Here is a 26,101-nt window from a genome sequence, read left to right as displayed (position 1 = left end):
GGGGGCGGGACGCCCGGCGCGGGCGCGGGCGGGCGGGTGTGCCCGGGCCCGGGTACGCCGCGGTGCCGGGGTGGGGCACGCGGTACCGTCGGAGCAGCAACCAGCGCACGCCGCAGGGGTTTTCGTGGGGATCGAGAGCGAGCAGCTCGTCTTTGACTATCTGAGCCGGGTGGGCGACCTGGCCCAGCAGTGGGGGCTGCCGTCGGGCGCCCGGATGCGGCTGGTGGCCTCGCTGCGGGCCGAGATCGACGCGCAGAAGGCCGAGCAGAAGGCCGATTCGGTGTCCGGCGTGAAACGGATGCTGGCCCGGCTGGGGACGCCGGAGGCGGTGGTGCGGGCCGCGGCCGAGAAGGAGGGCGGGGCCGGCCCGGAGGGCGGCGGGACGCCCCGGCCGGCAACCCCGGCGCCCGCACCGGCCCCCGCACCCGCTCCCGCGGAACCGGGCCGCCCCGCGCAATGGGCCGGCGCCCGCGAGAAGTTGGGCGGACTGCTGGGCAAGGTGCCCGCGCCGCGCGACGGCGACGAGCCGGAGCCGGGCGGCCGCCGGCCCGGTTTCCTGAAGAAGCGCCTCGACCCGCCGGCCGCCCCGGCCCCGTCGGTCGGCGCCCCGCCCCATCTGGCCGGCGCCGACGAACTGGGGGACGCCGAGGACCCGCCTGATTGGTGGCGGGTGGAGGCCGCGCCCTTCGGGATGGAGCCCATGGCCTCCGGGGCGGCGGACACGGTGCCCGGCTTCGTCGGCGGCATCGAGATCCCCGAGGTCTGGGACCACCCCGAGGACGAGGACGAGGACGAGAAGGAGGCCGGGGGCGAGGGCAAGGACGGGGACGGCGGGGACGGCAAGGGCACGCCGTCGCTGGTGAAGGGCCTCCCCAAGGGCCTGGCCTGGGGGCTGACGAAGGCCCCCTCGAAGGCCCCCTCGAAGGCCCCCTCGAAGGACCTGGCGCAGGACCCGTCGAAGAGCCCGTCCCAGGACCTTTCCACGGCCCCGTCCACGGTGCCGGAGGGGGACGGCGCCAAGGCCCCGGGCCCGATCCTGCCGGCCCTGTTGCGGCGGACGCTCGGGCCCCGGCGGGCGGCCGCCCCGGCCGGGCCCGCGCCCGCCGCGGAGCCCGTGCAGGACGGCGCGGGCAAGCCGGTGCCGATGCCGCTACGGGCCTGGCTCAGCCCGGTGTTGACGCTGGCGGTGCTGCTGTTGGTGGCCGGCGCGGTGGTCGGCTCCTGGCTGGCGCTGGCCGGCGGCTGGGGGCTCGCCTACATTTCGCACCGGCTCAGCCGCCGGGAGACCAAGTTCGCGGCGCTGGGCGTGCCCGGCCTCGTCGGCGGCAGCCTGATCGGCTGGATCTGGGGCCGGGCCACCGGCCGTTGGGGCGACCCGATTCCCCCGGGCCACCTGGGGCAGGAACTCCTCGCCGGTCTCCCGGTCGCGGTGCGCGTGGCGGCGATCGCCTCGGCGCTGTTCCTGCTGTGGCGGATGCGGCGGACGGCGGCGGGCTGAGGCGCGGCCCGGGCGGCGGCCCCAACCGCCGCCCGCGGCACGTCACTTCTTGGCCAGGCGCTGCTGGATCTCGTCGAGGATCTTGTCGGCGGCGGTGTAGCCGATGCCCTGGATCCAGAGCTGGTCGTCGACGCGGAGCGACTTGCCGTCCTTGACCGCCCGGAGGTTCTTCCACAGGGGGCCGGTGGTGATCTGGGCCTCCTTGGACTTCTCGGGGCTGCCGTAGGTGGAGTAGAAGACGGCGTTGGCGTCGGCCTTGGTGATCTGCTCCGGGCTGACCTCGACCATCAGGCCGTCCTGGGCGCCGTCGACGACGGAGGTGGGGCCGGTGCCGATGTCGTCGAGGAGGGTGCCGATGTAGCTCCGGCAGCCGTAGACGCGGGTGTCGGCGCCGTCCACGAAGCGGACGACGTTGGTGCGCAGGGCGCGGGCCTTGGCCGGGCCGCCGAGGGACTGGGTGACGCGTTCGGCGTGCGCCTGGTAGGCGGCGACGGTCCGCTTGGCCTCGGGGATCTTGTTCAACGCGGCGGCGTGGACGGCGAAGTTCTGCTTCCACGGGTAGCCGGTGGTCTCGGTCATGACGGTCGGCGCGATCTTCTTCAGCTCGGCGTAGCGCTGGCCGTCGCGGACCTTGCTGGTGAGGATCAGATCGGGTTTGAGGGCGGCGACCGCCTCCAGATTGGGGGCGCCGATCTTGCCGACGTCCTTGATGCCGGCCAGTTTGTCCTTGGGCAGGTAGTCCAGGAAGCCGGAGTCGGCGTCCGTGCGGGTGGCGCCGACGGGGGTGACGCCCAGGGTGAGCGCGGAGTCCAACTCGGCGGTGTCCAGCACGACCACGCGCCGGGGGGCGTCGGGGACGCTCACCTCGCCCATGGCGGTGTGGACCGGGTGGCTGCCGCCGCCCTTGGGTGCCGGCTCGGGCCAGGAGGTGGTGGGCTGCGCCGGGCAACTGGCCGCCTTGAAGCTGCCGTTGGGGCCGGCGGCGGAGGCGCCGGAGTCGTTGCCGTTGCCGCAGGCGGTGAGCAGCAGCGCGCCGGCGGCGACGGCGGCCGCGGCGCGCGCGGCGGTGCGGCGGGACCGGCCGGCGGCCGCGGTGGAGCGGGAGTTGGCCGGGTCGGGGGAGTGGGTCATCGCCGGGTGGGGGGAGTGGGTCATCGCTGCCCTTTCGGCTCGACGGCGGGACGGTCGGCGGGGTGGGTGCCCCGGGGAACGTGCGTCACTGCCGGGGTTTCCCCTCCCAGGGGCGGCCCGGAACCACCAGGGGCGAGCCGGTTACCGGGTCCGGCACGACCACCGACGCCAGGCCGAAGACCTCCTGGACCAGGTCGGCCGTGACGACCTCCGCGGGGCGGCCCTGGGCGACGACCCGGCCCGCCTTCATGGCCACCAGGTGATCGGCGTAGCGGGCGGCCTGGTTGAGGTCGTGCAGGACGGCGACGACGGTGCGGCCGCGGTCGTGGTTGAGCTGGCGCACCAGGTCCAGGACCTCCACCTGGTGGGCGATGTCCAGATAGGTCGTCGGCTCGTCCAGGAGGAGCAGATCGGTCTCCTGGGCCAGCGCCATGGCGATCCACACCCGCTGGCGCTGGCCGCCGGAGAGTTCGTCGACCGGGCGGTCCGCCAGCGCCGCCACGTCGGTGCGGGCCATCGCCTCGGCGACCGCCCGCTCGTCCTGCCCGGACCACTGCTGCCACCAGCGCTGGTGCGGCTGCCGGCCGCGGGCCACCAGGTCCGCGACGGTGATCGCCTCGGGCGCGACCGGGGTCTGCGGGAGCAGGCCGAGCGACTGGGCGATCTTCCGGGTGGGGATGCGGGCCAGGTCCGTGCCGTCCAGGAGGACCGCGCCGCGGCGCGGCCGCAGCAGCCGCCCCAGGGCGCGCAACAGGGTCGACTTGCCACAGGCGTTGGGGCCGACGACGACGGTGACCGCGCCGTCGGGCACGTCCAGGTCCAGGCCCTCGACGACGGTGCGTTCCTCGTAGGAGAGGGTGAGGTCGCGGGCCGTCAGGCGGGCCCCGGCGGGTTCCTGGGTGGCGGCGGCCGCCTCGGCGGTGGGCCGCGGTGTGCCGGTACCGGTCACGCTTGTCCTCCTGTGGCCCGGCCACGGGCCCGGTGGCCCCTGACGATCAGCCAGATCAGATACGGGGCGCCGACCGCGGCGGTCAGCACGCCCACCGGCAGCTCGGTCGGCGCGAGCAGCTTGCGGGCGAGCAGATCGCCGAGGACGACGATGACGGCGCCCAGCAGCGCCGAGCAGAAGAGCGGGATCTGCGCGGTCCGGGTCAGCCGGCGGGCGATCTGCGGGGCGAGCAGCGCCACGAAGTCCACCGGCCCGGCCGCGCCGGTCGCCATCGACGCCAGCACCACCCCGACCGCCACCAACCCGAGCCGGGTGCGGCCCAGATGGATGCCGAGCGCGGTCGCGGTGTCGTCGTCCAGGGAGACGGTCCGTTGGGCCCGCGCCGCCCACAGGACGGCCGGCAGCAGCACCAGCAGCGCCCATCCCAGGGGCGCCACCTCCGCCCAGCCGCGCCCGTTGAGCGAACCGGTCATCCATACCTGGGCCTGCTGGGCCACCAGGTAGTCGCCCTTGGTCAGGAACAGTTGGGTGACCGAGCGCAGCGCCACCGCGAAGCCGATGCCGATCAGCACGAAGCGGGTGGCGTGCAGCCCGCCGCGCCAGGCGAAGGCGTAGACCAGCGCGGCCGCCAGCACCCCGCCGGCCACCGAGACGTACGGCAGCATCGCGGAGGACGTGACGCCGAAGGTCATCGCGCCGACCGTCACCGCGCCCGCGCCCTGGGTCACGCCGATGATGTCGGGGCTGGCCAGTGGATTGCGGGCGACGGTCTGGATCAGCCCGCCGGCGACCCCGAAGGCCGCGCCGACCAGCAGCCCGACCACCATCCGCGGCAACCGCAGCGTCCTGACCACGAGTTGCTGCGCGGACTCCTCGCCCACCAGCACCCTGAGCACCTCGGAGGGCGCCACCCAGCTCTCGCCGGCGCACAGGTACGCCACGCACACCACGGCCAGCAGGGCGGCCAGCGCGGCGGCGACGACGGTGGCGCGGCGGTGCAGCAGGAAGGAGCCGCGGCCGGCCCGGACCAGCGCGTAGCCGGCGGGGCGGGCCACCGGGCGGGCGGCGGGAGCGGCGGGGGAGTGGGTGGGTGCCGTCATGCCGCCACCGCCCGCCGCCGGACCAGAGTGACCAGGAACGGCACGCCGATCAGCGCGGTCATCACGCCGGCCGGGACCTCCGACGGCGGGAAGAGGACCCGCCCGACGGTGTCCGAGACCAGCACCACGACCGGCCCGAGCAGCGCGGCCATCGGCAGCGCCCAGCGGTGGTCGCCGCCCACCAACGCCCGGGCCAGGTGCGGCACGGCCAGGCCGACGAACGCGATCGGGCCGGCGGCCGCGACACCCGCGCCGGTCAGCACCGTCGCGCCCAGCCCGCCGACGATCCGCACCACGGCGACCTTCTGCCCGAGCCCACGGGCGACATCCTCGCCCAGCGCCAGGGCGTCCAGGCCGCGCGCAACCGACAGCACCAGCACCGCGCCGACCAGCAGGAACGGCCAGATCTGGGCGGCCACCGCGGCGTCCCGACCGGTCAGCGAGCCGACCTGCCAGAACCGGAACTCGTCCAGCGCCGCGGCCTTGGTGGTCAGGATCGCCATCGACACCGACACCAGCAGCGCGTTGATCGCGGCGCCGGAGAGCGCCAGCTTGACGGGCGTGGCACCGCCCCGGCCGCGGGTGGCGATGCCGTAGACGACGACGGCGGCGACGCCCGCGCCGGCGAACGCGAACCACACGTAGCCGGTCAGGGTGTGCACGCCGGCGAAGGCGATGGCGGCGACCACGGAGGCCGCCGCGCCCTGGCTGATGCCGAGGATGCCGGGGTCGGCGATCGGATTGCGGGTCAGGCCCTGCATGACCGTGCCGGCCATCGCCAGCGCGGCGCCGACCATCAGGCCGATCAGGGTGCGCGGCAGCCGCAGGAACCGCACGACCTGTGCGGCGTCGTCGCTGCCGCCGTGCACGAGGGCGTCGAGGACCGCGGACGGCGCGAACGCGCGGCTGCCGACGGCGAGCGAGAAGACCACGGCCAGCAGCAGCGCCACCACCGCCCCCGCCGTCAGGACGAGCCGCCGGCTCCGCTTTCGGTGCGTCACGGGCATGGCATCACGGGTGTCGGGTCCATTCACGCGGTCTGGAGCTGTTGGTACGGACCCGCGGTCCATGCACGGCGGCCGCGGGTTAGGTAAGGCAAGGCTAACGGTACGTCCCGGTCGGGTCGGCACGCAGGCACAATGGCAGGCATGGCTGCGCACCCCCTGACCGTCGGGTTCGACCTCGACATGACGCTGATCGACTCCCGCCCCGGAATCAAGGCCGCCTACGAGGCGCTCGCCGCCCGCACCGGGACGTACGTCGACGCCGATGCCGCGATCACCCGGCTCGGACCGCCGCTGGAGCAGGAGATCCGCCGGTGGTTCCCCGAGGAGCGGGTGGCGGAGATCAGCGACCTCTACCGGGAGCTGTACCCGACGCACGCGATCGCGGGCTCGCTCGCCATGCCGGGCGCCCGGGAGGCGATCGACGCGGTGCACGCGGTCGGCGGCCGGGCCGTCGTCGTCACCGCCAAGTTCGAGCCCAACGCCAAGCTGCACCTGACCCACTTGGGCATCGCCGCGGACGCGGTCATCGGCTCGCTGTGGGCGGAGGCCAAGGCCGAGGCGCTGCGCGAGCACGGCGCACGGATCTACGTGGGCGACCACACCGGCGACGTGCGCGGCGCGCAGGCCGCGGGCGCGCTCTCCGTCGCGGTCGCCACCGGCCCGTGCGACGCCGCCGAACTGCGCGCGGCCGGCGCCCGGGTGCTGCTCGACGACCTGACGGACTTCCCGTCGTGGCTGGATCGTTACGTGGCGGATTCCGCTCGTTACCCGGCGGACGGCGCCGACGGGGACGGGCCGACCGCGGCCTGCGCCTGACGGCGTTGGGCGGCCACGGAACGCACCACTCCGGCACCCGCGATCAGGAAACCGGCGCCCATCAGCATGGACACCCAGTAGAACTCCCACGGCAGCGGGTGCGTGCCGAGGAACAGCGGCAGCACTGTGGCGAGAGTGGCCAGCGCGCCAACTAGGAATACGATCGCGCCGATTCGGACCAGCAGATCCCCGGCCTGGGGAGTTTCGTCAGACACCTGACCAGGGTAAGTCCGGCGCAGAGCCGCCGAGGATCCCCCTGGCGACGTCTTGTCACCGGGCCCCGGACCATTAGCCTTGGTGTAGGCGGGCTTGGCGGCCCGCTGCACTGTTATCCAGACCCATTTTTCCCCGCCGCGGCGCCCGCAGCGCCGCCGGCAAAACCAGCCCAGCATTTTCCCGACGAGTACGAGGACGAGGACAGACGTGCCTACCGGCAAGGTCAAGTGGTTCAACAGCGAGAAGGGCTTCGGCTTTCTCTCCCGCGACGACGGCGGTGACGTCTTCGTGCACTCGTCGGTGCTGCCCGACGGCGTGGACGCGCTCAAGCCGGGCCAGCGCGTGGAGTTCGGCGTCGTCGCAGGCCAGCGTGGTGACCAGGCACTGAGCGTCATCCTCCTCGATCCGGCCCCCTCGGTCGCCGCGGCCCAGCGCCGCAAGCCCGACGAACTCGCCTCGATCGTCCAGGACCTCACCACGCTCCTGGAGAGCGTCACCCAGCAACTGGAGCGCGGGCGTTACCCCGACAAGGCGCACGGCGGCAAGATCGCCGGCATGCTGCGGGCGGTCGCCGACCAACTCGACGTCTAGGACCGTCAGACGAACCTCAGCGCATCGCGGCCGAGGGGCGGCACCAGTCCCTCGGCCGCGGCACGCGTGAGCAGCCCGCGCACCGCGGCGTAGCCGTCCTCGCCGAGGTCGGCGGTGAACTCGTTGACGTACAGCCCGATGTGCTGGTCGGTGACCTTCGGGTCCATCTCCTGGGCGTGCTCCAGGACGTACGGCCGGGACGCCTCCGGGTCGTCCCAGGCCATCCGGACGGACGTGCGGATGGCATCGGCCAGCCCGCGCAGCACCCCGTCACCCAGCGACCGCTTGGCGATGATCGCGCCCAGCGGGATCGGCAGCCCGGTGGTCCGCTCCCAGTGCTCGCCCATGTCCGCCAGGCAGTTCAGCCCGTAGTCCTGGTACGTGAAGCGGGCCTCGTGGATGACCAGGCCGGCGTCGACCTTGCCGTCCCGCACGGCCGGCATGATCTCGTGGAACGGCAACACCACGACCTCGCCCACCCCGCCCGGCACTTGGTCCGCCACCCACAGCCGGAACAGCAGGTACGCGGTGGACCGCTCGCTGGGCACCGCGACCGTCTTGCCCACCAGGTCCGCCGCGCCGCCCGGCTGACGCGTCAGCACCAGCGGGCCGCAGCCGCGGCCCAGCGCCCCGCCGCAGGGCAGCAGCGCGTACTCCTCCAACACCCACGGCAGCACCGCGTACGACACCTTCAGCACGTCCAACTCGCCGCGCTCGGCCAGGCCGTTGGTGATGTCGATGTCGGCGAAGGTGACCGCCAACTCGGGCGCGCCCGGGACCCGGCCGTGCGCCAGGGCGTCGAAGACGAAGGTGTCGTTCGGGCACGGCGAGTAGGCGATGGACAGCGGGCCGGTCATGGGGTCCTCCGGGGGGTGTGGGGCGGCGGTGCCGCATCCGGGGCCGCCGCGCGGACGCCGGTCACGGCTCCGGGGAAGGCGCGGAAGGCGTCGGTGAGCGCGGCGAGGGCGGGGCCGATCCGCCAGGCGGCGCGGTCCCTGGGGCCGACCGCGTTGGAGATCGCACGGACCTCCAGCACCGGTAGGCCGTGCGCGGCGGCCGCCTCGGCGACCCCGAAGCCCTCCATCGCCTCGGCCAGCACGCCGGGGTGACGGGTCGCCAGCTCGGCGGCGCGGGCGGCGCTGCCGGTGACCGTGGACACCGTGATGACCGGGCCGACCGCCCCGCCGGACGCCGCGGCGACGGCCGCGACCAGCGCCGGGTCGGGGCGGTGCGCCACCGTCCCGAAGCCGAGCTCGGTGACCGGCACGAAGCCCTCGGGCGTCTCGGCGCCCAGGTCGGCGGCGACGATCGCGTCCGCCACGACCAGCGAACCCAGCGGTGCGGCGGGCGCGAAGCCGCCGCCGATGCCGGCCGAGACCACCAGCTCGTAGGGGGTGCCGGCCAGGGCCGCGGCGGTCAGCGCGGTGGCGGTGCCGGCGGCCGCGGCGGCGGGGCCGACGCCGGCGGCCAGCACGTCCGGGGCCGGGGCGCCGGCGGGCGCGCGGTGCAGTGCGCCGCCGCCCGGCAGCGTCGCGACGCGAGGGCCGTCCGCGGCCTCGTCGACGGCCAGCGCGGCGCACACCGCGTCGCGCTCCGCGGCCACCGCGGTGACGACCAGCGCCCGCATCAGGCGCCCTGCCCCGCGTGCCGGTCCCCGGCCCGTGCGCTCAGTGCGCTCAGTCCTTCTGCTTGAGGTTGAAGTGCCACATGGCCACCGGGCCCTGGCCGGTGCTCTTGCCGGCCTCGGCGACCAGCAGCGTCACCTCGTCCAGCGAACCGGTCTGGCCGGTCGCCGGGTTGGTCTGCTTGAAGAGGTCGTCCGCGTTGAAGGTGCGGTACGTCTCGGTGCTCGGCGCGCGCATCAGCGGCTGCCCGCCGATGACGAACCAGCCGGCCTTGGCCACCTTCGGGTCGACGCCCACGCGGACCTGCTCACCCGGGCGCACCGTGATGGTGTCGCCGCCCTTCTTGGTGATGCAGGTCTTGAGGGCCGCCTGGTCGAGGGACTTGCCGTCGCCGTCGCAGCCGGGGGTCACCTCCGCCGTCACCGTCTTCGTGCCGACGGTCACGGTCGCCAGCGCGGTCGGCTGCTGGCAGGCGGAGAGGGTGAGCAGGCCCAGGGACACGGCACCGAGGGCAGCGGCGGCGCGGCGGCCCTTGCCCCGGGAGATCAACGCAGCGGTCATACGGGCAGGCTATCGGGCGTCCCGGTGCTCGCCACGCGCGGGTGCGGCGCGCCGCACCCGCGCGCGCCGCCGGAGGGCGCCAGCGACGCCGTCACGCCACCCGGGGCGTCGGCCGCCCGCCCCGCCCGCCCGCGTCGAGCAGCCCCCGCACGGCCAGCACCGCACCCACCGCCACCAGCACCGCGGCCATCGCCAGCCCCAGCACGCCCAGCAGCGGCAACGCGATGCCGAGCGCGCCGCCCACCACCCACGACATCTGGAGCACCGTCTCGGACCGGGCGAACGCCGACGTCCGCACCGCCTCCGGCACATCGCGCTGGATCATCGCGTCCAGCGACAGCTTCCCCAGCGCCTGGCACAGCCCCGCGGCGGCCGCGGCCGCCGGCACCACCAGGACCGCCAACACCGCGTAGAACAGCGCCGCCACCACCATGACGCCCAGCGCCAGCCCCAGCACCGCCGCGACGATCAGCTCCGGGGCGCGCGCCTTCAACCAGGCGCCGACCGCCGTGCCCAACGCATTACCGGCGCCGGCCGCCACCGCGACCAGCGCCAGCGACACCGCCGGGCCCAGCCCGCCCAACGGGCGCTCGCGCAGCAGGAACGCCAGGAAGAAGGTGAGGAAGCCGGAGAGCGCGCGCAGCGACGCGTTCGCCTGGAGGCCGTGCAGCACCGACGGGCCGACCGTCCGCAGGCCGGGCCGCGCCCGTCGGCCGCCCGGGCCGGCCGTCCCCGCGCCGTTCCGGGACGCCAACCGGGCCCGGGCCTCGCCCCGGCCCGAATCCACCTTGTGCGGCAACGAGAACGACAGGAACGTCCCGGCCACGAACACCGCACAGGCCGCGTACAACGGCCAGGCCGGCCCGATCAGATGCAGCCCGGCGCCCAGCGGCGCCGCCGCCGCGGTCGCCAGCAGCCCGGCCAGCGTCACCCGGGAGTTGGCCCGCACCAGCGAGATCTGCCGGGGCAGCAGCCGCGGCACCACCGCGCTGCGCACCACCCCGTACCCCTTCGACGCCACCAGCACGCCCAGTGCCTCCGGGTACAGCGCCAGCCCGCCGCCGGCCGCCGCCCCCGTCAGCATCAGCGCCAGCACCGCGCGGGCCAGCATCGCGCCCGCCATCGCCGCCCGGCGGCCGTGCGGCAGCCGGTCCAGCAGCGGCCCCACCACCGGCGCCAGCAGCGCGAACGGGGCCATGGTGACCGCCAGATACAGCGCCACCCGCCCCCGCGCCTCGTGCGTCGGCACCGAGAAGAAGACCGTCGAGGCCAGCGCGATGGTGATCAACACGTCACCCGCGGAGTTCACCGCGTGCAGCTCGATCAGCTTGGCCAGCCCGGATTCCCCCGCGCCCTGTGCGTGGGTGGCGCGCCGGACTCCCCGGGCCGCGCCGGTCAGCGGCCGGTGCAGCGCGCGCCCGGCCGCCCGGCCCGCCCGGCGGGCCCGCGACCCCCTCGACGCCCTCGCGGCAGCCACCCGGCCATAGTGCCCCAACTCGCCGCAGATACGGCGTTTTCTCCCTGACCCTGGGCGGGGCGTCCGCGGGCGCCCGGATCGGGCGCCGGCCCACCCGCCGGGTCACCCTCGAAGAGATTTGCCGCTCCCGCCGAGGGGTCGCACAGCGCTGAAGGGGTAGCGTGTCCAGAGCGCCACCGGCGGTCCCTTCCGGCCGCGTACCTCATTTCCCTGCGATCGCGCAGAATAGGACGTAAGAGGTGCGCTTGACCGAACGATCCAGCCGGGCGCGGACGTCGACGCGGTCCCCAGGTCCGCTCCGCCCGCCCCCGGTACCCACCGGTCGTCCGGACAGGACCAGGACAGCTCCGGCTGGCGCGCTCGTGAGACGGCGTGGAAGAGAGAATCGATTCTTGTGAGTGCAGCGATGCGAAGCCGTACCCCTGACCGCCTGTGCGCCGAGGCGGTTGACCTCGCCCGCACCGCGGCCGAAGAGGTCGGGACGCCCGGCATGGTCGGCGACCACATCACGGCCGTTGCCGAGGGGGACCGCGTCGTCACCCACCTCTTCGACTGCAGGGAGCCCGGCTACCGCGGCTGGCGCTACGCCGTCACCGTCGCCCGGGCCTCCCGCGCCAAGGTCGTCACGCTGGACGAGTCCGTCCTGCTGCCCGGCCCGGACGCCATGCTGGCCCCCGAGTGGGTGCCCTGGAGCGAGCGGCTGCGCCCCGGCGACATGGGCCCCGGCGACCTGCTGCCCACCGAGGCCGACGACCTCCGCCTGGAGCCCGGCTTCAGTGGCGAGGACACCCCGCCGCCGAACTCCCCGGTCGCCGAGGGCATGGCCGCCGACGTCGCCGACACCGAGGAGGCCGACGTCGTCGCCGGCTCGCCCGCGGTCCAGCCGGTGCCGGCCCGCGGCAGCATCGCCGCGGTCGCCGAGGAACTGGGCATGGGCCGCGCCCGGGTCCTGTCCCGCTACGGCCTGCACGCCGCCGCGGACCGCTGGGAGGAGTCCTTCGGCCCCAAGACCCAGATGGCCCAGTCGGCCCCCGCCACCTGTATGACCTGCGGCTTCCTGGCGCCGATGGCCGGCTCGCTGCGACCGGCGTTCGGCGTCTGCGCCAACGAGTTCTCCCCCGCGGACGGCCGCGTCGTCTCGCTGTCGTACGGCTGCGGGGCGCATTCGGAGGCGGCGGTCATGCCGAAGCCTCCGCGGCCGGCGGAGCCGGTGCTGGACGAGACCGTTGTCGAGCCGGTCTCGATCCGGCCGGCGGCCGATGGCGGCTCCGTTGAGGACGGCGGGCCGGCCGAGGAGCTCGGCCACAGCTAGGCGCTCGGCGCTGGGCCTGCTTCCCACGTTTGTGGGTTTCCCGCCGTGGGGGTTGCTCGCTGTTGGCGAGGGGGTTGTTGGGCGGGGGCGCCGCGGTCTGTTCGTGGTGGCGGGAGTGGGCCTGCGGCGCCGGTGTTGTGGACTGCTTCGCTTTACGTCCACAACACAGGCGCCGCAGGCCCACCCTCTCCCGTGATGTTGGGCGGTGCCCGCCCGGTGGTGGGTGGGGGGACCACCAGGCCGTCGTGGTAACCCTGAGGCCAGAGGCGTGGGTTGGGGACGTCCACCCGGAGCCTCGTTCTTCACTCCCCCCGCATCCGGCACCCACCCCACAACCTCCCGCCCACGGCGCAAACCCCCGCGGCGGGGCAGCCGACAACGTGGGAACCCCGTCGGGACAGTACGGTCGGGGCAGACACGTCATCACGAGGGAGACGAGAAACGTGGCAGGTATGCCGTGGGTGCGGGGCGCGGACGACGGCGCCGACCCGTTCGGTACGGCCCGGTTGCGGCGCGGGGTGCTGGACGCCTGGGCCGCCTCGCCGGCCCGGTTCCGGGAGGACGCCAACGCCGAGGAGGACCTCGCGCTCGGCGGCTACCGCGACCGGCTCGCCGTGGAGCTGGCGCAGAACGCGGCGGACGCGGCGGCCAGGGCCGGTGTCCCCGGCCGGCTGCGGCTGACCCTGCACGCCGCGAACGGCGGTGCGCCCGCGGTGCTCGTCGCCTCCAACACCGGTGCCCCGGTGGACGCGACCGGCGTCGAATCGCTCTCCACGCTGCGCGCCTCGGCGAAGCGGGAGAGCAGCGTGGCGGCCGGCACGGTCGGCCGGTTCGGCGTCGGGTTCGCCGCGGTGCTGGCGGTCAGCGACGAGCCGGCGCTGGTGGGCCGCACCGGTGGCGTCCGCTGGTCGCTCGCCGAGGCCCGGGAGCTGACCGAGGCGGTGGCCGCGCACAGTCCGGGACTGGGTGGTGAGTTGCGCCGCCGCGAGGGCCACGTGCCGCTGCTGCGGCTGCCGTTGCCGGCGGAGGGCACCGCGCCCGAGGGGTACGACACCGCGGTGGTGCTGCCGCTGCGCGACGGCGCCGCGCAGGACCTCGCCGAGCGGCTGCTGGCCGGGATCGACGCGGCGCTGCTGCTGACCCTGCCGGGGCTGGCCGAGGTCGTGGTGGAGACGCCGGAGGGCGCCCGGACGTTGACCCGGCGTCAGGACGACGCACACGTCCTGATCGAGGACAGCGAGCGGGGGAGCACCCGGTGGCGGGTGGCGAGTGCGGGCGGCTCGCTGGACGCGGCGCTGTTGGCGGACCGGCCGGTCGAGGAGAGGCTGCGGCCGTCCTGGTCGGTGACCTGGGCGGTGCCGGTGGACGAGGCCGGGGCGCCGGTGCGGCCGGGCACCGCGCCGGTGCTGCACGCGCCGACCCCGACCGACGAGCCGCTGGGGCTCCCGGCGCTGCTGATCGCCTCGTTCCCGTTGGAGCCGACCCGGCGGCACGTCGCCCCGGGGCCGCTCGCGGACTTCCTGGTGGGCCGGGTGGCCGCCGCGTACGCGGAGCTGCTCGGCGCCTGGCAGCCGGTGTCGACCGGCACCCTGGACCTCGTTCCGGGGCCGCTGGGCAAGGGCTGGCTGGACGGCGAACTGCGGCGGCAGGTACTGGAGTTGCTGCCCCGGGTGCGGTTCCTGCCGAGCGCGGCGGCCGGCGTCGGGGCGGCGGAGGCCGCCGGGTGGGACGAGGAGGAGGCCGCCGAGCGGTGCGTCCTGCGTCCGGTGGATGCCGAGTTGCTGGAGGGCGCGGGCGCGGCGACCGTCGCGGTGCTGGCGGAGCTGTTCCCCAGTCTGCTGCCGGCCGGCCTCGAACGGCGTTCGGAGCTGCGGGCGTTGGGCGTGGGCCGGGTGCCGCTCACCGAGATGATCGACCGGCTGGCGGGCGTGGAGCGCTCGCCGCAGTGGTGGCGGCGGCTCTACGACGCGCTGGCCGGCACCGACCCGGACCGGCTCAGCGGCCTCCCGGTGCCGTTGGCGGGCACCGGGCGGACCGCCATCGGGCCGCGCCAGGTGCTGCTGCCGCTGCCCGGCGGGGACGCCGCGGACGAGGGCGCGGGGAGGCACGGCGCGCTCACCCGGCTCGGCCTCAAGGTCGCCCACCCCGACGCGGTGCACCCGCTCCTGGAGAAGTTGGGCGCCACCCCGGCCGCCCCGCGCGCCGTGCTGACGACCCCTCAAGTGCGGGCCGCGGTCGCCAACTCGCTGGACGCCGACGAGGACGCCTACGACATCCTGGAGGACGAGCTGGCGCCGGGCGCCGGGGTGCCGCTGGGCGCCGAGGAGCTGGCCGAGACGGTCCTCGGGCTGGTCCGGGACGCCAATCTGACGGCCGGAGACGAGCCCTGGCTGGCCGCGCTGGCGCTGCCGGACGAGGACGGCGAGCTGGCGCCGGCGGGTGAACTGGTGCTGCCCGGTAGCGACTTCGAGCGGATCATCCGTGCGGGCGAACTCGCCGGGTGCGACGCCGAGTTGGCGCGGCGCTGGGGCGAGCAGCCGCTCGCCGCGGTGGGCGTGCTGGCCACCTTCGCGCTGGTGCGGGCCGCCGATGTGGTGCTCGACCCGGACGAACTGGAGCCGCGCGACAGCGACTTCCCCGAGCCGGACGACGCCGGGCTGCTGGACGCGGTCGACGTGTGGTGCGAGGACCTCCTCGACGCGCTGCAATCGGGCGACGAGTGGGCCGCTGTGCCGCCGGTCGTCACCGAACTGGTCGCGGTCCGCGACCTCGACCTGGTCGCCGACGACGCCTGGCCGCAGGTCCTCGAACTGCTCTCCCAGCCGCCGCTGCGGGACGCCCTGACCGCCCCGGTGCGGGTGCTGCTGCCGGACGGCACCACGGAGTCGGTGCGGCCGTACACCGCCTGGTGGCTGCGCGGTCACCCGGTGCTGGACGGGCGCCGCCCCGCCGGGTTGCGCGCCGCCGGCGGCGACCCGCTGCTGGCCGGCCTGTACGAGGCGGCGGACGCGGGGCGGGTCGACGCCCAGGTGCTGCGCGCCCTCGGGGTGCGCACCTCGGTCGGAGCGCTGCTCGACGAGCCGGGCGGCTCGGCCGAGCTGCTGGCCCGCCTGGCCGACCCCGACCTCACGGTGGGCATCGGGCAACTCCACGCCCTGTACGGCCTGTTGGCGGAGCTCGACCCGGACCAGGTGACGCTGCCGGACGAGCTGCGGGCCGTCGTCGACGGGGCGGTCCGGGTGGTGGACGCGGTGGACGCGCTGGTCGCCGATGCCCCGGACCTGATGCCGCTGGCGGGCGGACGCGCGCTGCTGCCGGTGCGGCCGGCCCGGGCCGTGGAGCTGGCCGAGTTGTTCCAGGTGCGGCGGCTGAGCGAGGAGATCGCCGCGGAGGTCCGCTCCGAGGGCGCGGTGCACGAGGTGCCCGGGGCGGTGCGGGCGCTGCTCGGCCCGGCCACCCCCGCCTCGTACGTCGAGCACGAGGAGCTGCGGGTCGAGGGGCCCGACGGCGCCGCCGAACTGGACTGGCGGTGGACCCCGGACGGCACCCTGCACGCCGCGACGCTGGAGGGCGTGGCGGCCGGGCTGGCCTGGGCGAGCGGGCAGTGGCCGCGCCGCTTCGAGGTCGCGGCGCTGCTGGAGGACCCGGAGCGGGTCGACGAGCTGGCCCGGGCGCGCTGGTTCGACTGAGGCTGGCGCCGCGACGGCCCCTGTCGGGCGACAGGGGTCGTCGCGGAAGCTGCACGGGGTGACTCAGGCGGGGAAAACCTCGTGGGCAACGGCAGCGACGAAGGTTGTCCACCCCTCCGGCTTGATCAGAAAAGCCGGACCACTGGGCTCCTTGGAGTCGCGGACGGCGACTCTGCCGTAGGGGGGCCGGGTCAGGTCGGCGACTTCTGGCGGAAGCCAGTGGCAAGTAGGCGCCGACGGCCCGGTGTTGGTCGCGGGCGCATGCCCGGCGTGCTGCGCGCGCCTCACGCGGGGAACCGTCTCCCCACCCACCGCCAGGCCACCTCCAGCAGCACCGCCGCCACCGCCGCGATGGCCACCGCCGTCCACGGCATCGTCGTGCCGACCAGCCGCAGTTCGAAGAAGCGCTGGAGCCAGGGCGTCGCCAGGACGACCAGGAAGCCCAGACCCATCAGCAGGACCAGGCCGATCCGCCACCACGTGTAGGGGCGGGCGATGATCGCCAGGACGTACAGCGCGGTGAGGAAGAGGGTCAGGGTGGCGACGCTGGTCTGTGCGCTCAGGGCGTCCGGGCCGGTGTAGTAGGAGCGGGCCAGCAGATAGGTGGCGAACGCCGCGACGCCGGTGATCAGGCCGGACGGGACGGCGTAGCGCATCACCCGGCGGACGAAGTGCGGCCGGGCGCGCTCCGTGTTGGGCGCCAACGCGAGGAAGAAGGCCGGGACGCCGATGGTCAGCGTCGACAGCAGCGTCAGGTGCCGGGGCAGGTACGGGTAGGGGATCTGGCAGCAGGCCACCAGGACGGCCAGCAGCACCGAGTAGACGGTCTTGGTGAGGAAGAGGGTGGCGACCCGGGTGATGTTGCCGATCACCCGGCGGCCCTCGGCGACCACCGAGGGCAGCGTCGCGAAGCTGTTGTTCAGCAGCACGATCTGGGCGACCGCCCGGGTCGCCTCGGAGCCGGAGCCCATGGCGACGCCGACGTCGGCGTCCTTGAGGGCCAGCACGTCGTTGACGCCGTCGCCGGTCATCGCGACGTAGTGGCCGCGGGACTGCAGCGCGCCGACCATCTCCCGCTTCTGTTGGGGCGTGACCCGCCCGAAGACCGCGCCCTCCTCCACGGCCCGCGCCAGCGCCTCCGGATCGTCGTGCGGCAACTGCCGCGCGTCCACGGGGGAGTCGGCGCCGGGCAGCCCCAGCTTGCCGGCGACCGCCCCCACCGACACCGCGTTGTCGCCGGAGATCACCTTCGCCTGGACGCCCTGGTCCGCGAAGTAGCGCAGGGTGTCGGGGGCCTCCGCGCGCAGCCGCTGCTCTAGGGCGACCAGGGCGACCGGGCGCACCTCGCGGGCGACGTCGGGGTGGTCCAGCGGCCGGGTGGCGCGGGCCAGCAGCAGCACGCGCAGGCCCTGGGCGCCGAGTTGATCGATCTCGGGCAGCAGCGCGTCGTCGGCGGGGAGCAGCACGTCGGGCGCGCCGAGCAGCCAGTCACCGTGCTCCCCGTCGGGCGCGGTGAGGGCCGCGCCGCTGTACTTGCGGGCGGAGGAGAACGGGAGGGTGGAGGTGCACTGCCAGGACTCCGGGGCCGGGCAGGCGTCGACGATGGCCTGGAGGGAGGGGTTGGGGCGCGGGTCGGAGGCGCCGAACGCGCCGAGCACCCGCCGCAGGTGGTCCGCGTCCTGCCCCTCCAGCGGCCGCAGTTCACGGACGTCCATGCCGCCCTCGGTGAGGGTGCCGGTCTTGTCCAGGCAGACCACGTTCACCCGCGCCAGGCCCTCGATCGCCGGCAACTCCTGTACCAGGCACTGCTGGCGGCCCAGCCGGATCACGCCGATCGCGAAGGCGACCGAGGTCAGCAGCACCAGCCCCTCGGGGATCATCGGCACGATCCCGGCGACCATCCGGCGCACCGCGGCATCGGCCGGCAGCCCCAGCGTGAGCAGATGACTGAAGATCAGCCCCAGCGCGGTCGGCACCATCATCCACGTCACGTACTTGAGGATCTGGCTGATGCCGCTGCGCAGTTCGGAGTGGACCAGGGTGAACCGGCTGGCCTCCTCGGCGAGCCGCGCCGCGTACGCCTCCCGGCCCACCTTGGTCGCGGTGAACGCGCCGTTGCCGGCGACCACGAAGCTGCCGGACATCATCGGGTCACCCGGCTTCTTCACCACCGGGTCCGCCTCGCCGGTGAGCAGCGACTCGTCGACCTCCAGGCCGTCGGCCTCCAGCACCTCGCCGTCGACGATCACCTTGTCGCCGGGGCCGAGTTCGAGGACGTCGTCGAGGACCACCTCGGAGGTGGGCACCTCCACGGCCGCCCCGTCGCGCCGGACGACCGGCCGGGACTCGCCGATCAGGGCCAGGCCGTCCAGCGTCTTCTTGGCGCGCAGCTCCTGGATGATGCCGATGCCGGTGTTGGCGATGATGACGAAGCCGAACAGGCCGTCCTGGAGCGGGCCGACGATCAGGATGATCACGAACAGGACGCCGATGATGGCGTTGAAGCGGGTGAAGACGTTGCCGCGGACGATGTCCGCGGTCGAGCGGGAGGACCGCAGGGGAACGTCGTTGACCTCGCCCCTGGCCACCCGCTCGGCGACCTCGGCGGCGGTCAACCCGCGGCGCGCCACCTCCCGGCCCCCGCTGGCGGGCCGGCCGCCGGGCTCCGGTTCCTCGACTTCGGTCTTCGCCGGGTCCGTCATGCCCTAGACGTTACGGGCGGATTGCCCGCTTCACCCGCTGGCGGTCGACAGAAGTGATCTGCGGGATTCTGTCCGGTTGCGCGGCAACCTTCGAAGGTGCGGGCGGCGTCCGGTGGGGCGGGTGGGGCGTCAGGAGACCTCGGAGGCGGTGGCCGCGGCGGCGGCCCGCTTGATCGCGGCGTCGCGCTTGCGGACGTACCAGACGCCGAGCAGGCCGAGCCCGCCGCCGGCCAGGCAGGTCCACAGGAACCAGGTGTGCCCGTGGTCGGCGTACCAGCCGTAGAAGGGGAGTTGGGCGAGGAAGAGCACGAACCAGATGACGGTGCCGCCGGTGATCGTGCCGACGACGGGACCTTCGAGCGGCGGCGGGGCGGCGCGCAGTTCGGACTTCTTCCACATGGGGTTCAGCTTACGGGGCCGGGTGCGGCGGCGATCCGGGACCGCGGACCGGGCGCCCGCGGGGGCCTCCGGGCAGGCCGCACAGGGGTCTACGCGCGGAGATAGCGATCAACGAATTGTTTATTCATACTGAACCTTTCCGAAACTGACTGGTTCGGATCGTTGATTCCTCCAATCTGATCCCTCCATGCTGTTCCGGTTCATTGGTTGTTTGCTCCGCCGCCCGTGCGCGTCCCGGCTTTCCCGACGGGCCGCCCGCTCCGGCCCGTACGACTGAGGTCCTGCATGTCGCCCTCGACCCCCACGCCGGTCGACACCGTGAAGAGCCCTGGCGCTCAGCCGCCCAGGAACGGACTCGACCGCTTCTTCAAGATCTCCGAGCGGGGGTCGACGGTCGGCCGCGAACTGCGCGGCGGACTGGCCACGTTCTTCGCCATGGCGTACATCGTCGTGCTGAACCCGATCATCCTCGGGGCCGGCGTCGACAAGTACGGTCACCACCTCGACAACGGCCAGCTGGTCACCGCCACCGCCCTGATGGCCGGCCTGGGAACGATCCTGATGGGCCTGATGGGCAACGTCCCGATCGCCATCGCGGCCGGCCTGGGCATCAACGCCGTGGTCTCGCTCCAGCTCGCCCCCAAGATGAGCTGGCCGGACGCGATGGGCATGGTGGTGCTCGCCGGTCTGGTGCTGATGATCCTGGTCGCCTCCGGGCTGCGGCAGCGGGTGATGGACGCCATCCCCAACGGGCTGCGGCGGGCCATCGCGATCGGCATCGGCCTGTTCATCTCGCTGGTCGGCCTGGTCGACGCGGGCTTCGTCAGCCGCAATCCGGACGCCGCGCACACCACCGTCCCGCTCAGCCTGGGCGAGGGCGGTCAGCTCAAGGGCTGGCCGGTGCTGGTGTTCGTGCTCGGCCTGGCGCTGATGTTCGTGCTGACGGTCCGCAAGACCAAGGGCGCGATCCTGATCGGCATGGTCACCATGGCCGTCGTCGCGATCATCATCAACGCGGTGGCCACCATCCCGGACGCGGCCTGGGGTCTGGCCGTCCCGAACGTCCCGGACAAGATCATCGGGGCGCCCGACTTCGGACTGATCGGACACATCAGCCTCTTCGGCGGCTTCAAGGAAGTCGGCGTGCTGACCGGCTGCCTGTTCGTCTTCACCGTGCTGCTGTCCGGCTTCTTCGACGCGATGGGCACCATCATCGGCGTCGGCGAGGAGGCCGGGCTGCTGGACAACGAGACCGGCAACCTGCCCAACATGGGCCGCATCCTGATGGCCGACGGCATCGCGGTCGCCGGCGGCGGCTTCGGCTCCGCCTCCGCCAACACCTGCTTCGTGGAGTCCACCGCCGGCGTCGGCGAGGGCGCCCGCACCGGCCTGGCGAACCTGGTCACCGGCGGGCTGTTCCTGCTCGCGCTGATCTTCACGCCGCTGGCGACCGTCGTCCCCTCGCAGGCCGCCACGCCCGCGCTGCTGGTCGTCGGCTTCCTGATCATGTCCGCGAACGTGCGGGACATCGACTGGAGCGACTTCACCGTCGCCGTCCCGGCGTTCCTGACCATCGTCTCGATGCCGTTCACCTACAGCATCACCAACGGCATCGGCCTCGGCGTGCTCGCTTTCATCCTGCTGCGGTCGGTCACCGGACGCTTCAAGGAGATCCCGTGGCTGCTGAACGCGGTCGGGGTGTGCTTCCTCGTCTACTTCCTGCTCAACCCGATCGAGCAGGTGCTCGGGGTCAGGTAGGGGCCGGCGCGTAGCGCCGTCTTCTGGGGGCGGAGGTCGGGTGACGGGAGGGCCGGCCGGGGCCCGCGGCCGCCCCCGTCACGAGGGGCTGGCCGCCGACCCCCAGCCGTGCAGTCGCTCGGTCTCGTCGACCGAGATCGACAGTCGTTCGTCGAAGTCCTCGCGGATGAGCGTCCGGACCACATAGTCCTGGACGCTCATTCCGCGTTTTGCGGCATGCCGCCGAATGCGCTCCAGTAGCTCCCCGTCCACGCGCAGGCTGAGCACTCTCGATCCCATACGGACACGGTCCTCGCAGGGCGCGGTCAGGTGTGGCGCTTTCCCAGACGTCCTCACTCATATGGGTGATTCCGGGGCACCGGGAGAACCGTGGACGGGCGCTTTCTTTAGAAAGGCTAATGAGCTATGCTAACGACCATGCCGGAACTGTCCAACGGCGCCGACGCTGACGCCGTAAACGCGCTGCGCGGCGCCGTGATGCGCCTGTCGCGCCGCCTCAAGCACCAGCGGGTCGACGAGTCCCTGAGCCCCACCGAGATGTCGGTGCTCGGGACCCTCGCCCGGTGCGGTCGCGCCACCCCCGGCGAGCTGGCCCGCAAGGAGCACGTGCAGCCGCCGTCGATGACCCGCATCGTGGCGATGCTGGAGGCCAAGGGACTCGTCCGGCTTGAGGCGCACCCCGACGACCGCCGCCAGAAGGTGGTCACCCAGACCGAACAGGCCGAGGCGATGCTCGAAGAGAGCCGCCGCCGGCGCAACGCCTGGCTCGCCGAGCTGGCCTCCGGGCTGGACGAGGACGAGTGGGCCAAGCTGCGGGCCGCCGCGCCCGTGCTGGAGAAACTCGCACAGCTGTAGATCCCTGCCCTAGGAGGCGAACCCACGTTGAGTACGGGACCCGGAGCACACTCCGCCCCCGCACCGAACTCCGACGACGCCCCCGGCCGTGACGCCGGTGACCCCGCGCCGCGGACGGGCATGTTCAGCTCCCTCCGCATCCGCAACTACCGCCTCTTCGCCACCGGTCAGGTCGTCTCCAACACCGGCACCTGGATGCAGCGCATCGCCCAGGACTGGCTGGTGCTCAGCCTCACCGGCTCCTCCGGCGCGGTCGGCATCACCACCGCGCTCCAGTTCCTGCCGATGCTCCTCTTCGGCCTCTACGGCGGCGTCCTCACCGACCGCTTCGGCAAGCGCAAGCTGCTGCTGTGCACCCAGTCCGCGATGGGGCTGATCGGCCTGGCGCTGGCCGGCCTCACCCTCACCGGGCACGTCCAGGTCTGGCACGTCTACGCCGGCGCCTTCCTGCTCGGCCTGGTCACCGTCGTCGACAACCCGGCCCGGCAGGCGTTCGTCTCCGAGATGGTCGGCCAGCGCGACCTGCGCAACGCGGTCAGCCTGAACTCCGCCAACTTCCAGTCCGCCCGACTGATCGGCCCGGCCGTCGCCGGCGTCCTGATCACCGCCTTCGGCAGCGGCTGGGCCTTCCTCTTCAACGGTCTGTCGTTCCTCGCCCCGCTCACCGGCCTGCTGATGATGCGCACCGCCGAGCTCCACAAGGTGGACCGCGTCCCGCGCAGCAAGGGGCAGCTCCGGGAGGGCCTGGCCTACGTCCGTCACCACCCCGAACTGATCTGGCCCATCGTCCTGGTCGGCTTCATCGGCACCTTCGGCTTCAACTTCCCGATCTGGCTGACCGCCTTCACCTACAAGGTCTTCCACGCCGGCGCCGGCACCTACGCGCTGTTCAACGGGCTGATGGCGGCCGGCTCGCTGATCGGCGCGCTGCTCGCCGCCCGCCGGGCCGGCTCCCGGCTGCGGATGCTGGTCGGCGCGACCCTGGTCTTCGGCCTGCTGGAGTGCGTCGCGGCCCTGGCCCCCGGGTTCTGGGTCTTCGCGGCGCTGCTCGTCCCCATCGGCATGGTCGGCCTGACCATCAACGTCACCGCCAACTCCAGCGTCCAGATGGCCACCGACCCGGCCATGCGCGGCCGGGTGATGAGCCTGTTCATGATGGTGTTCATGGGCGGCACACCGCTCGGCGCACCGGTCGTCGGCTGGGTCACCGACGCCTACGGCCCGCAGGTCGGCTTCCTCGCCGGCGGCGCGATCTCCATGGCGGCCGCGGTCCTGGTCGGCCTGGCCCTGGCCCGGTCCGGCGGGCTCCGCCTCAAGATCGACCTGCGGCGCGGGCACCGGCACGTCGCCTTCGTCCCGCGGGTGGGCCCGCCCGGCGAGACGTCGGAGGGGAAGCTGACGGCCGCCGCCTAGCACGCTGCGCGGCGGCGGGGGTGGGGCAAGACTGGCCCCATGAGACTCTTCGCCGCCGTGCTGCCCCCCGACCACAGCCTCGGGCAACTCGCCGCGGAGATCGGCCGGTTGAAGCGACTGCCGGGCGCCGACCGGCTGCGCTGGACCGGCCACGACGGCTGGCACTTCACCCTGGCCTTCTACGGCGAGGTGCCCGACGACGCCCTCCCCGAACTGCGCGAGCGGCTGGCCCGCGCCGCCCACCGGCACGCCCCCTACGAGCTGCGGATCGCCGGCGGCGGCCGGTTCGGCGACCGGGTGGTGTGGGCCGGGGCGGACGGCGACCGGCCGGCCATGCGGCACCTCGCGGACGCCGCCGAGGCCGCCGGCCGCCGGGCCGGCCTGTCCAGGGGCGAGCACCGCCCCTACACCCCGCACCTCACCCTGGCCAGGAACCGCACCGGCCGCCTCGACCTCGCCCCCTACGCAGCGGCGCTCGCCGACTTCGCGGGCAGCGCCTGGACGGTCGAGGAGATCGCCCTGGTCCGCAGCCACCCGCCGACGCCCGGCGTCCCGGGCGCCCAGCCGCACTACGAGCCGATCGGACGCTGGCCGCTGGGCGCCTGACGCCGCCCGGCCGGCCGTTGGGACCGGGCCGGTGCGGCGCCCGCCGGCGCCCCGGTTACGCTCAAAGGGTGGATCCCAAGACCCGTAACCGGATCATGTCCGGGCTGCTCGCCGTGCTGCTGATCGTCGTCATCGTGGCGGCCGCACTGCGCTGATCCGCACCGACCTGTGCCGTCACCCGCCGCCGCTCACCAGGCGAACGCCTCCGGCGACGGCCCGGGCCCGGGGAAGACCTCGTCCAGCCCCGCCAGCAGCTCCGCCGACAACTCCAGCTCCACCGCGCGCAGCGCCGAGGCGAGCTGCTCGGCGGTGCGCGGGCCCACGATCGGACCGGTCACCCCCGGCCGGGTCAGCAGCCACGCCAGTGCCACCTCGCCCGGCGCCAGACCGTGCCGGTCGACCAGGTCCTCGTAGGACTGGATCTGCGCCCGGATCGCGGAGTTGGCCAGTGCGTCCGCCGACCGGCCGGAGCCCGACCGGCCCGACCCGCCGCCCTCCTCCGCCTTCCGCAGCGCCCCGCCCAACAGCCCGCCGTGCAACGGCGACCAGGGGATCACGCCCAGCCCGTAGCCCTGCGCGGCCGGGATGACCTCCATCTCGGCCCGCCGCTCGGCGAGGTTGTAGAGGCACTGCTCGCTGACCAGCCCGTACGAACCGCGGCGCGCGGCCGCCTCGTTGGCCTGGGCGAGGTGCCAACCGGCGTGGTTGGAGGAGCCCACGTAGAGGATCTTCCCCTGCTGGACGAGGACGTCGACGGCCTGCCAGATCTCGTCCCAGGGCGTGTCCCGGTCGACGTGGTGGAACTGGTACAGGTCGATGTGGTCGGTGCCCAGCCGCTTGAGGCTGGCGTCCACGGCCCGGCGGATGTTGAGCGCCGAGAGCTTGTCGTGGTTGGGCCAGGCCGGCGGCCCCTCCGGCGCCATGTTCGCGTACACCTTGGTGGCCAGCACGGTCTTGTCCCGCCGCCCGCCGCCCTTGGCGAACCACGAGCCGATGATCTCCTCGGTACGGCCCTTGTCGGCGCCGAACCCGTAGACGTTGGCGGTGTCGAAGAAGTTGATACCGGCGTCCAGCGCCGCGTCCATGATGGCGTGACTGTCGGCCTCGTCGGTCTGCGGCCCGAAGTTCATCGTCCCGAGGACGATGCGGCTGACCTTGAGTCCGGTGCGCCCCAACTGCGTGTACCTCATGGTCGCCCAGCCAAGCGGTTGGAGTCCGCTCAAGGCAAGGGCTCGGGCGGGCGGTCGACGACGGCGGGGTTCTGCGCCGGCCCCGGCTAGCGGGCGTAGGGGCCGCCGACCTCCCACGCCTGGTGCATCGCGTCGGCGAACGCGCCCGCGAGCAGGTGCTCGCCGAGCGCCGACGGGTGCGTGCCGTCGTACGTCGACCGGTCGATCTCCCACCCGGCCGGCTCGGAGGCCAGCAGCAGCGGCGAGTTCGGGGTGGAGAGGTCGGCCACCGCCTTCGCCAACAGCTCGTTGAAGCGCGCGCACTGGGCGCCGAAGGGCGGGTCCGCCAGCGCCCGCACGTTGGGTATCACCGGCAGCAACACCGCCCGCACGCCCGGCCGGGCGGCCCGCGCACCGGCCACGAAGCGCCGCACGTTCTCGGCGGTCTGCTCCGGGTCGGTGTAGAAACCGAGGTCGATCAGGCCGAGCGACACCAGCAGGGTGTCGGCCCGGTACGTCCGCACGGCGTCCTCGATGGCCGGCGCCATGTGCAGCCAACCCTCGCCCCAGCCGGCGAGGTGACACCGAGCGGCCTCGGGGAAGGCGGGGTCCGCGTAGGCGGCGGAGTCCGGGCTGTCGGTGGCCGGATCATGAAGGGCCCGCCGCGGCCCGACGAAACGGTGCGGGCGGGGATACGTGGCGCTCAGGTGCTGCCACATGCGGTAACGCCACGTGTAGTCGCCGGAGCGGCCGATGGTCATCGAGTCCCCGACGCACATGATCCTCATCGGCCCAGCGTAAGCGCTGCGCTGGGCTGGGTTCCCACGTGGTTGGCTGTCCCGCCGTGGGCCTGCGGCCGGCTGGTTCCCACGTGTTGGCTTTCCCGCCGCGCGGGTTGCGGCTCCGCTGCCGGTCCGCTGCGCGGGGCGGGTGGGGTTGTTGTCCGCTGCGCGGGGCTGTTGGGGTGCGGTGACGGGCCTGCGGGGTGGGTGTGCAGGACTGCTTCGCTTTACGTCCTGCACACCCACCCCTCCGGCCCGTCCCCTCCCGTTGGGGGTGGGTGAAAAACGGTGAGTGGAGTCTTCTCCCGGTGGGTCAACTCGGGTCGCTGGGTTGAGTGGTGACCGTCAGGAGACATAGGCGTGTGAGCCTGAGTGGTGACCGTAAGAGGACAGGCGGCCCAAGCAACCGGGCGGTGACCGTCAGCGGACCACAGTGGCCAGCCCC

At 74.0% G+C, this 26,101-nt stretch carries 24 protein-coding genes; 9 read left to right on the top strand and 15 right to left on the bottom strand.

Annotated features, from left to right (window positions below; translation table 11 throughout):
* Positions 1–124 precede the first annotated feature (124 nt).
* On the top strand, positions 125–1,498 hold the full coding sequence (locus PV796_RS16330; RefSeq protein ID WP_274913925.1) for a hypothetical protein: 1,374 nt from the start codon (positions 125–127) through the stop codon (positions 1,496–1,498).
* A gap of 42 nt (positions 1,499–1,540) precedes the next feature.
* On the opposite strand, the gene PV796_RS16325 is transcribed toward PV796_RS16330, so the two are convergent.
* The 4 genes from PV796_RS16325 to PV796_RS16310 form a co-directional block, all read right to left on the bottom strand.
* Positions 1,541–2,653, bottom strand: a complete 1,113-nt coding sequence (locus PV796_RS16325; RefSeq protein WP_274913924.1) for an ABC transporter substrate-binding protein — start codon at positions 2,651–2,653, stop codon at positions 1,541–1,543.
* A 61-nt stretch (positions 2,654–2,714) separates the two neighbouring features.
* Positions 2,715–3,506 carry an ABC transporter ATP-binding protein gene (locus tag PV796_RS16320; RefSeq protein WP_274919060.1) on the bottom strand — a complete coding sequence of 264 codons (792 nt, stop codon included), beginning with the start codon at positions 3,504–3,506 and terminating at the stop codon, positions 2,715–2,717.
* 68 nt (positions 3,507–3,574) lie between these two features.
* Complete coding sequence (locus PV796_RS16315) at positions 3,575–4,678, bottom strand: FecCD family ABC transporter permease (protein WP_274913922.1); 1,104 nt, start codon at positions 4,676–4,678, stop codon at positions 3,575–3,577.
* Entirely contained in the window at positions 4,675–5,685 is a 1,011-nt protein-coding gene (locus tag PV796_RS16310) for a FecCD family ABC transporter permease (protein WP_274913921.1), read from the bottom strand. Before PV796_RS16310 ends, PV796_RS16315 begins: the two co-directional genes overlap by 4 nt.
* Positions 5,686–5,826: 141 nt before the next feature.
* Between PV796_RS16310 and PV796_RS16305 the strand changes: the two genes are divergently transcribed.
* Positions 5,827–6,501 (top strand): HAD family hydrolase, encoded by a 675-nt coding sequence (locus tag PV796_RS16305; protein ID WP_274913920.1) that lies wholly within the window; start codon positions 5,827–5,829, stop codon positions 6,499–6,501.
* On the opposite strand, the gene PV796_RS16300 is transcribed toward PV796_RS16305, so the two are convergent.
* Positions 6,450–6,716: a hypothetical protein gene (locus PV796_RS16300; RefSeq protein WP_274913919.1), complete on the bottom strand. Its 267-nt coding sequence runs from the start codon at positions 6,714–6,716 to the stop codon at positions 6,450–6,452. The genes PV796_RS16305 and PV796_RS16300 overlap by 52 nt on opposite strands.
* A gap of 208 nt (positions 6,717–6,924) precedes the next feature.
* Between PV796_RS16300 and PV796_RS16295 the strand changes: the two genes are divergently transcribed.
* Positions 6,925–7,308: a cold-shock protein gene (locus PV796_RS16295; protein ID WP_274913918.1), complete on the top strand. Its 384-nt coding sequence runs from the start codon at positions 6,925–6,927 to the stop codon at positions 7,306–7,308.
* A 5-nt stretch (positions 7,309–7,313) separates the two neighbouring features.
* Here PV796_RS16295 and PV796_RS16290 read toward each other — a convergent pair whose 3' ends face one another.
* The 4 genes from PV796_RS16290 to PV796_RS16275 all read right to left on the bottom strand — a co-directional run bounded on the left by PV796_RS16290 (position 7,314) and on the right by PV796_RS16275 (position 10,971).
* Positions 7,314–8,165, bottom strand: a complete 852-nt coding sequence (locus tag PV796_RS16290) for a 1,4-dihydroxy-6-naphthoate synthase (RefSeq protein WP_274913917.1) — start codon at positions 8,163–8,165, stop codon at positions 7,314–7,316.
* Positions 8,162–8,935, bottom strand: coding sequence for a futalosine hydrolase (locus PV796_RS16285; protein WP_274913916.1), 774 nt, complete (start codon positions 8,933–8,935; stop codon positions 8,162–8,164). The genes PV796_RS16290 and PV796_RS16285 overlap by 4 nt, the downstream gene beginning before the upstream one ends.
* Before the next feature lie 49 nt (positions 8,936–8,984).
* The gene (locus PV796_RS16280) at positions 8,985–9,494 is read right to left on the bottom strand and encodes a hypothetical protein (protein WP_274913915.1); all 510 of its coding nucleotides are present in this window, start codon (positions 9,492–9,494) and stop codon (positions 8,985–8,987) included.
* 91 nt (positions 9,495–9,585) lie between these two features.
* A complete protein-coding gene (locus PV796_RS16275) occupies positions 9,586–10,971 on the bottom strand; it encodes an MFS transporter (RefSeq protein ID WP_274913914.1) in 1,386 nt (461 codons plus the stop codon).
* A gap of 406 nt (positions 10,972–11,377) precedes the next feature.
* Here PV796_RS16275 and PV796_RS16270 point away from each other — a divergent pair, with 406 nt between their 5' ends.
* A complete protein-coding gene (locus PV796_RS16270) occupies positions 11,378–12,283 on the top strand; it encodes a DUF3027 domain-containing protein (RefSeq protein ID WP_274913913.1) in 906 nt (301 codons plus the stop codon).
* A gap of 452 nt (positions 12,284–12,735) precedes the next feature.
* Positions 12,736–15,972 carry a sacsin N-terminal ATP-binding-like domain-containing protein gene (locus PV796_RS16265; protein WP_274919059.1) on the top strand — a complete coding sequence of 1,079 codons (3,237 nt, stop codon included), beginning with the start codon at positions 12,736–12,738 and terminating at the stop codon, positions 15,970–15,972.
* A 63-nt stretch (positions 15,973–16,035) separates the two neighbouring features.
* Here PV796_RS16265 and PV796_RS16260 read toward each other — a convergent pair whose 3' ends face one another.
* From PV796_RS16260 to PV796_RS16250, 3 genes are all read right to left on the bottom strand, one after another.
* Positions 16,036–16,260 carry a DUF397 domain-containing protein gene (locus tag PV796_RS16260; RefSeq protein WP_274913912.1) on the bottom strand — a complete coding sequence of 75 codons (225 nt, stop codon included), beginning with the start codon at positions 16,258–16,260 and terminating at the stop codon, positions 16,036–16,038.
* The gene (locus PV796_RS16255) at positions 16,257–18,674 is read right to left on the bottom strand and encodes a cation-translocating P-type ATPase (RefSeq protein ID WP_274913911.1); all 2,418 of its coding nucleotides are present in this window, start codon (positions 18,672–18,674) and stop codon (positions 16,257–16,259) included. The genes PV796_RS16260 and PV796_RS16255 overlap by 4 nt, the downstream gene beginning before the upstream one ends.
* Positions 18,675–18,803: 129 nt before the next feature.
* A complete protein-coding gene (locus PV796_RS16250; protein ID WP_274913910.1) occupies positions 18,804–19,073 on the bottom strand; it encodes a DUF2530 domain-containing protein in 270 nt (89 codons plus the stop codon).
* A gap of 285 nt (positions 19,074–19,358) precedes the next feature.
* Here PV796_RS16250 and PV796_RS16245 point away from each other — a divergent pair, with 285 nt between their 5' ends.
* Positions 19,359–20,831, top strand: coding sequence for an NCS2 family permease (locus PV796_RS16245; RefSeq protein ID WP_274913909.1), 1,473 nt, complete (start codon positions 19,359–19,361; stop codon positions 20,829–20,831).
* A gap of 78 nt (positions 20,832–20,909) precedes the next feature.
* Here PV796_RS16245 and PV796_RS16240 read toward each other — a convergent pair whose 3' ends face one another.
* Positions 20,910–21,110 carry a hypothetical protein gene (locus tag PV796_RS16240; RefSeq protein ID WP_274913908.1) on the bottom strand — a complete coding sequence of 67 codons (201 nt, stop codon included), beginning with the start codon at positions 21,108–21,110 and terminating at the stop codon, positions 20,910–20,912.
* A gap of 138 nt (positions 21,111–21,248) precedes the next feature.
* Here PV796_RS16240 and PV796_RS16235 point away from each other — a divergent pair, with 138 nt between their 5' ends.
* The 3 genes from PV796_RS16235 to thpR are packed head-to-tail and all read left to right on the top strand — an operon-like array spanning position 21,249 to position 23,705.
* The gene (locus PV796_RS16235) at positions 21,249–21,686 is read left to right on the top strand and encodes a MarR family winged helix-turn-helix transcriptional regulator (RefSeq protein ID WP_274913907.1); all 438 of its coding nucleotides are present in this window, start codon (positions 21,249–21,251) and stop codon (positions 21,684–21,686) included.
* Between the two features lie 27 nt (positions 21,687–21,713).
* Positions 21,714–23,099, top strand: a complete 1,386-nt coding sequence (locus PV796_RS16230; protein WP_274913905.1) for an MFS transporter — start codon at positions 21,714–21,716, stop codon at positions 23,097–23,099.
* A gap of 39 nt (positions 23,100–23,138) precedes the next feature.
* A complete protein-coding gene (thpR, locus tag PV796_RS16225) occupies positions 23,139–23,705 on the top strand; it encodes an RNA 2',3'-cyclic phosphodiesterase (protein ID WP_274913904.1) in 567 nt (188 codons plus the stop codon).
* 188 nt (positions 23,706–23,893) lie between these two features.
* Here thpR and PV796_RS16220 read toward each other — a convergent pair whose 3' ends face one another.
* Together PV796_RS16220 and PV796_RS16215 are read right to left on the bottom strand one after the other, a co-directional pair.
* A complete protein-coding gene (locus PV796_RS16220) occupies positions 23,894–24,895 on the bottom strand; it encodes an aldo/keto reductase (protein WP_274913903.1) in 1,002 nt (333 codons plus the stop codon).
* Between the two features lie 86 nt (positions 24,896–24,981).
* Complete coding sequence (locus tag PV796_RS16215) at positions 24,982–25,662, bottom strand: GDSL-type esterase/lipase family protein (protein ID WP_274913902.1); 681 nt, start codon at positions 25,660–25,662, stop codon at positions 24,982–24,984.
* Positions 25,663–26,101 lie beyond the last annotated feature (439 nt).

This window comes from Streptomyces sp. WZ-12 (assembly GCF_028898845.1).
Classification (GTDB): Bacteria; Actinomycetota; Actinomycetes; order Streptomycetales; family Streptomycetaceae; genus Streptomyces.
The sequence above is the reverse complement of the archived record's forward strand: the minus strand, read 5'-3'. Positions and strand labels throughout refer to the sequence as shown.

What these genes read in the sequence shown, in the direction of transcription:
- PV796_RS16280 (WP_274913915.1), bottom strand. Translation starts at nt 9,494, where the DNA reads ATGACCGCTGCGTTGATCTCCCGGGGCAAGGGCCGCCGCGCCGCCGCT.
- PV796_RS16215 (WP_274913902.1), bottom strand. Translation starts at nt 25,662, where the DNA reads ATGAGGATCATGTGCGTCGGGGACTCGATGACCATCGGCCGCTCCGGC.
- PV796_RS16265 (WP_274919059.1), top strand. Translation starts at nt 12,736, where the DNA reads ATGCCGTGGGTGCGGGGCGCGGACGACGGCGCCGACCCGTTCGGTACG.
- PV796_RS16245 (WP_274913909.1), top strand. Translation starts at nt 19,359, where the DNA reads ATGTCGCCCTCGACCCCCACGCCGGTCGACACCGTGAAGAGCCCTGGC.
- PV796_RS16305 (WP_274913920.1), top strand. Translation starts at nt 5,827, where the DNA reads ATGGCTGCGCACCCCCTGACCGTCGGGTTCGACCTCGACATGACGCTG.
- PV796_RS16220 (WP_274913903.1), bottom strand. Translation starts at nt 24,895, where the DNA reads ATGAGGTACACGCAGTTGGGGCGCACCGGACTCAAGGTCAGCCGCATC.
- PV796_RS16270 (WP_274913913.1), top strand. Translation starts at nt 11,378, where the DNA reads ATGCGAAGCCGTACCCCTGACCGCCTGTGCGCCGAGGCGGTTGACCTC.
- PV796_RS16315 (WP_274913922.1), bottom strand. Translation starts at nt 4,678, where the DNA reads ATGACGGCACCCACCCACTCCCCCGCCGCTCCCGCCGCCCGCCCGGTG.
- PV796_RS16290 (WP_274913917.1), bottom strand. Translation starts at nt 8,165, where the DNA reads ATGACCGGCCCGCTGTCCATCGCCTACTCGCCGTGCCCGAACGACACC.
- PV796_RS16285 (WP_274913916.1), bottom strand. Translation starts at nt 8,935, where the DNA reads ATGCGGGCGCTGGTCGTCACCGCGGTGGCCGCGGAGCGCGACGCGGTG.
- PV796_RS16255 (WP_274913911.1), bottom strand. Translation starts at nt 18,674, where the DNA reads ATGACGGACCCGGCGAAGACCGAAGTCGAGGAACCGGAGCCCGGCGGC.
- PV796_RS16235 (WP_274913907.1), top strand. Translation starts at nt 21,249, where the DNA reads ATGCCGGAACTGTCCAACGGCGCCGACGCTGACGCCGTAAACGCGCTG.
- thpR (WP_274913904.1), top strand. Translation starts at nt 23,139, where the DNA reads ATGAGACTCTTCGCCGCCGTGCTGCCCCCCGACCACAGCCTCGGGCAA.
- PV796_RS16240 (WP_274913908.1), bottom strand. Translation starts at nt 21,110, where the DNA reads ATGGGATCGAGAGTGCTCAGCCTGCGCGTGGACGGGGAGCTACTGGAG.
- PV796_RS16325 (WP_274913924.1), bottom strand. Translation starts at nt 2,653, where the DNA reads ATGACCCACTCCCCCCACCCGGCGATGACCCACTCCCCCGACCCGGCC.
- PV796_RS16250 (WP_274913910.1), bottom strand. Translation starts at nt 19,073, where the DNA reads ATGTGGAAGAAGTCCGAACTGCGCGCCGCCCCGCCGCCGCTCGAAGGT.
- PV796_RS16310 (WP_274913921.1), bottom strand. Translation starts at nt 5,685, where the DNA reads ATGCCCGTGACGCACCGAAAGCGGAGCCGGCGGCTCGTCCTGACGGCG.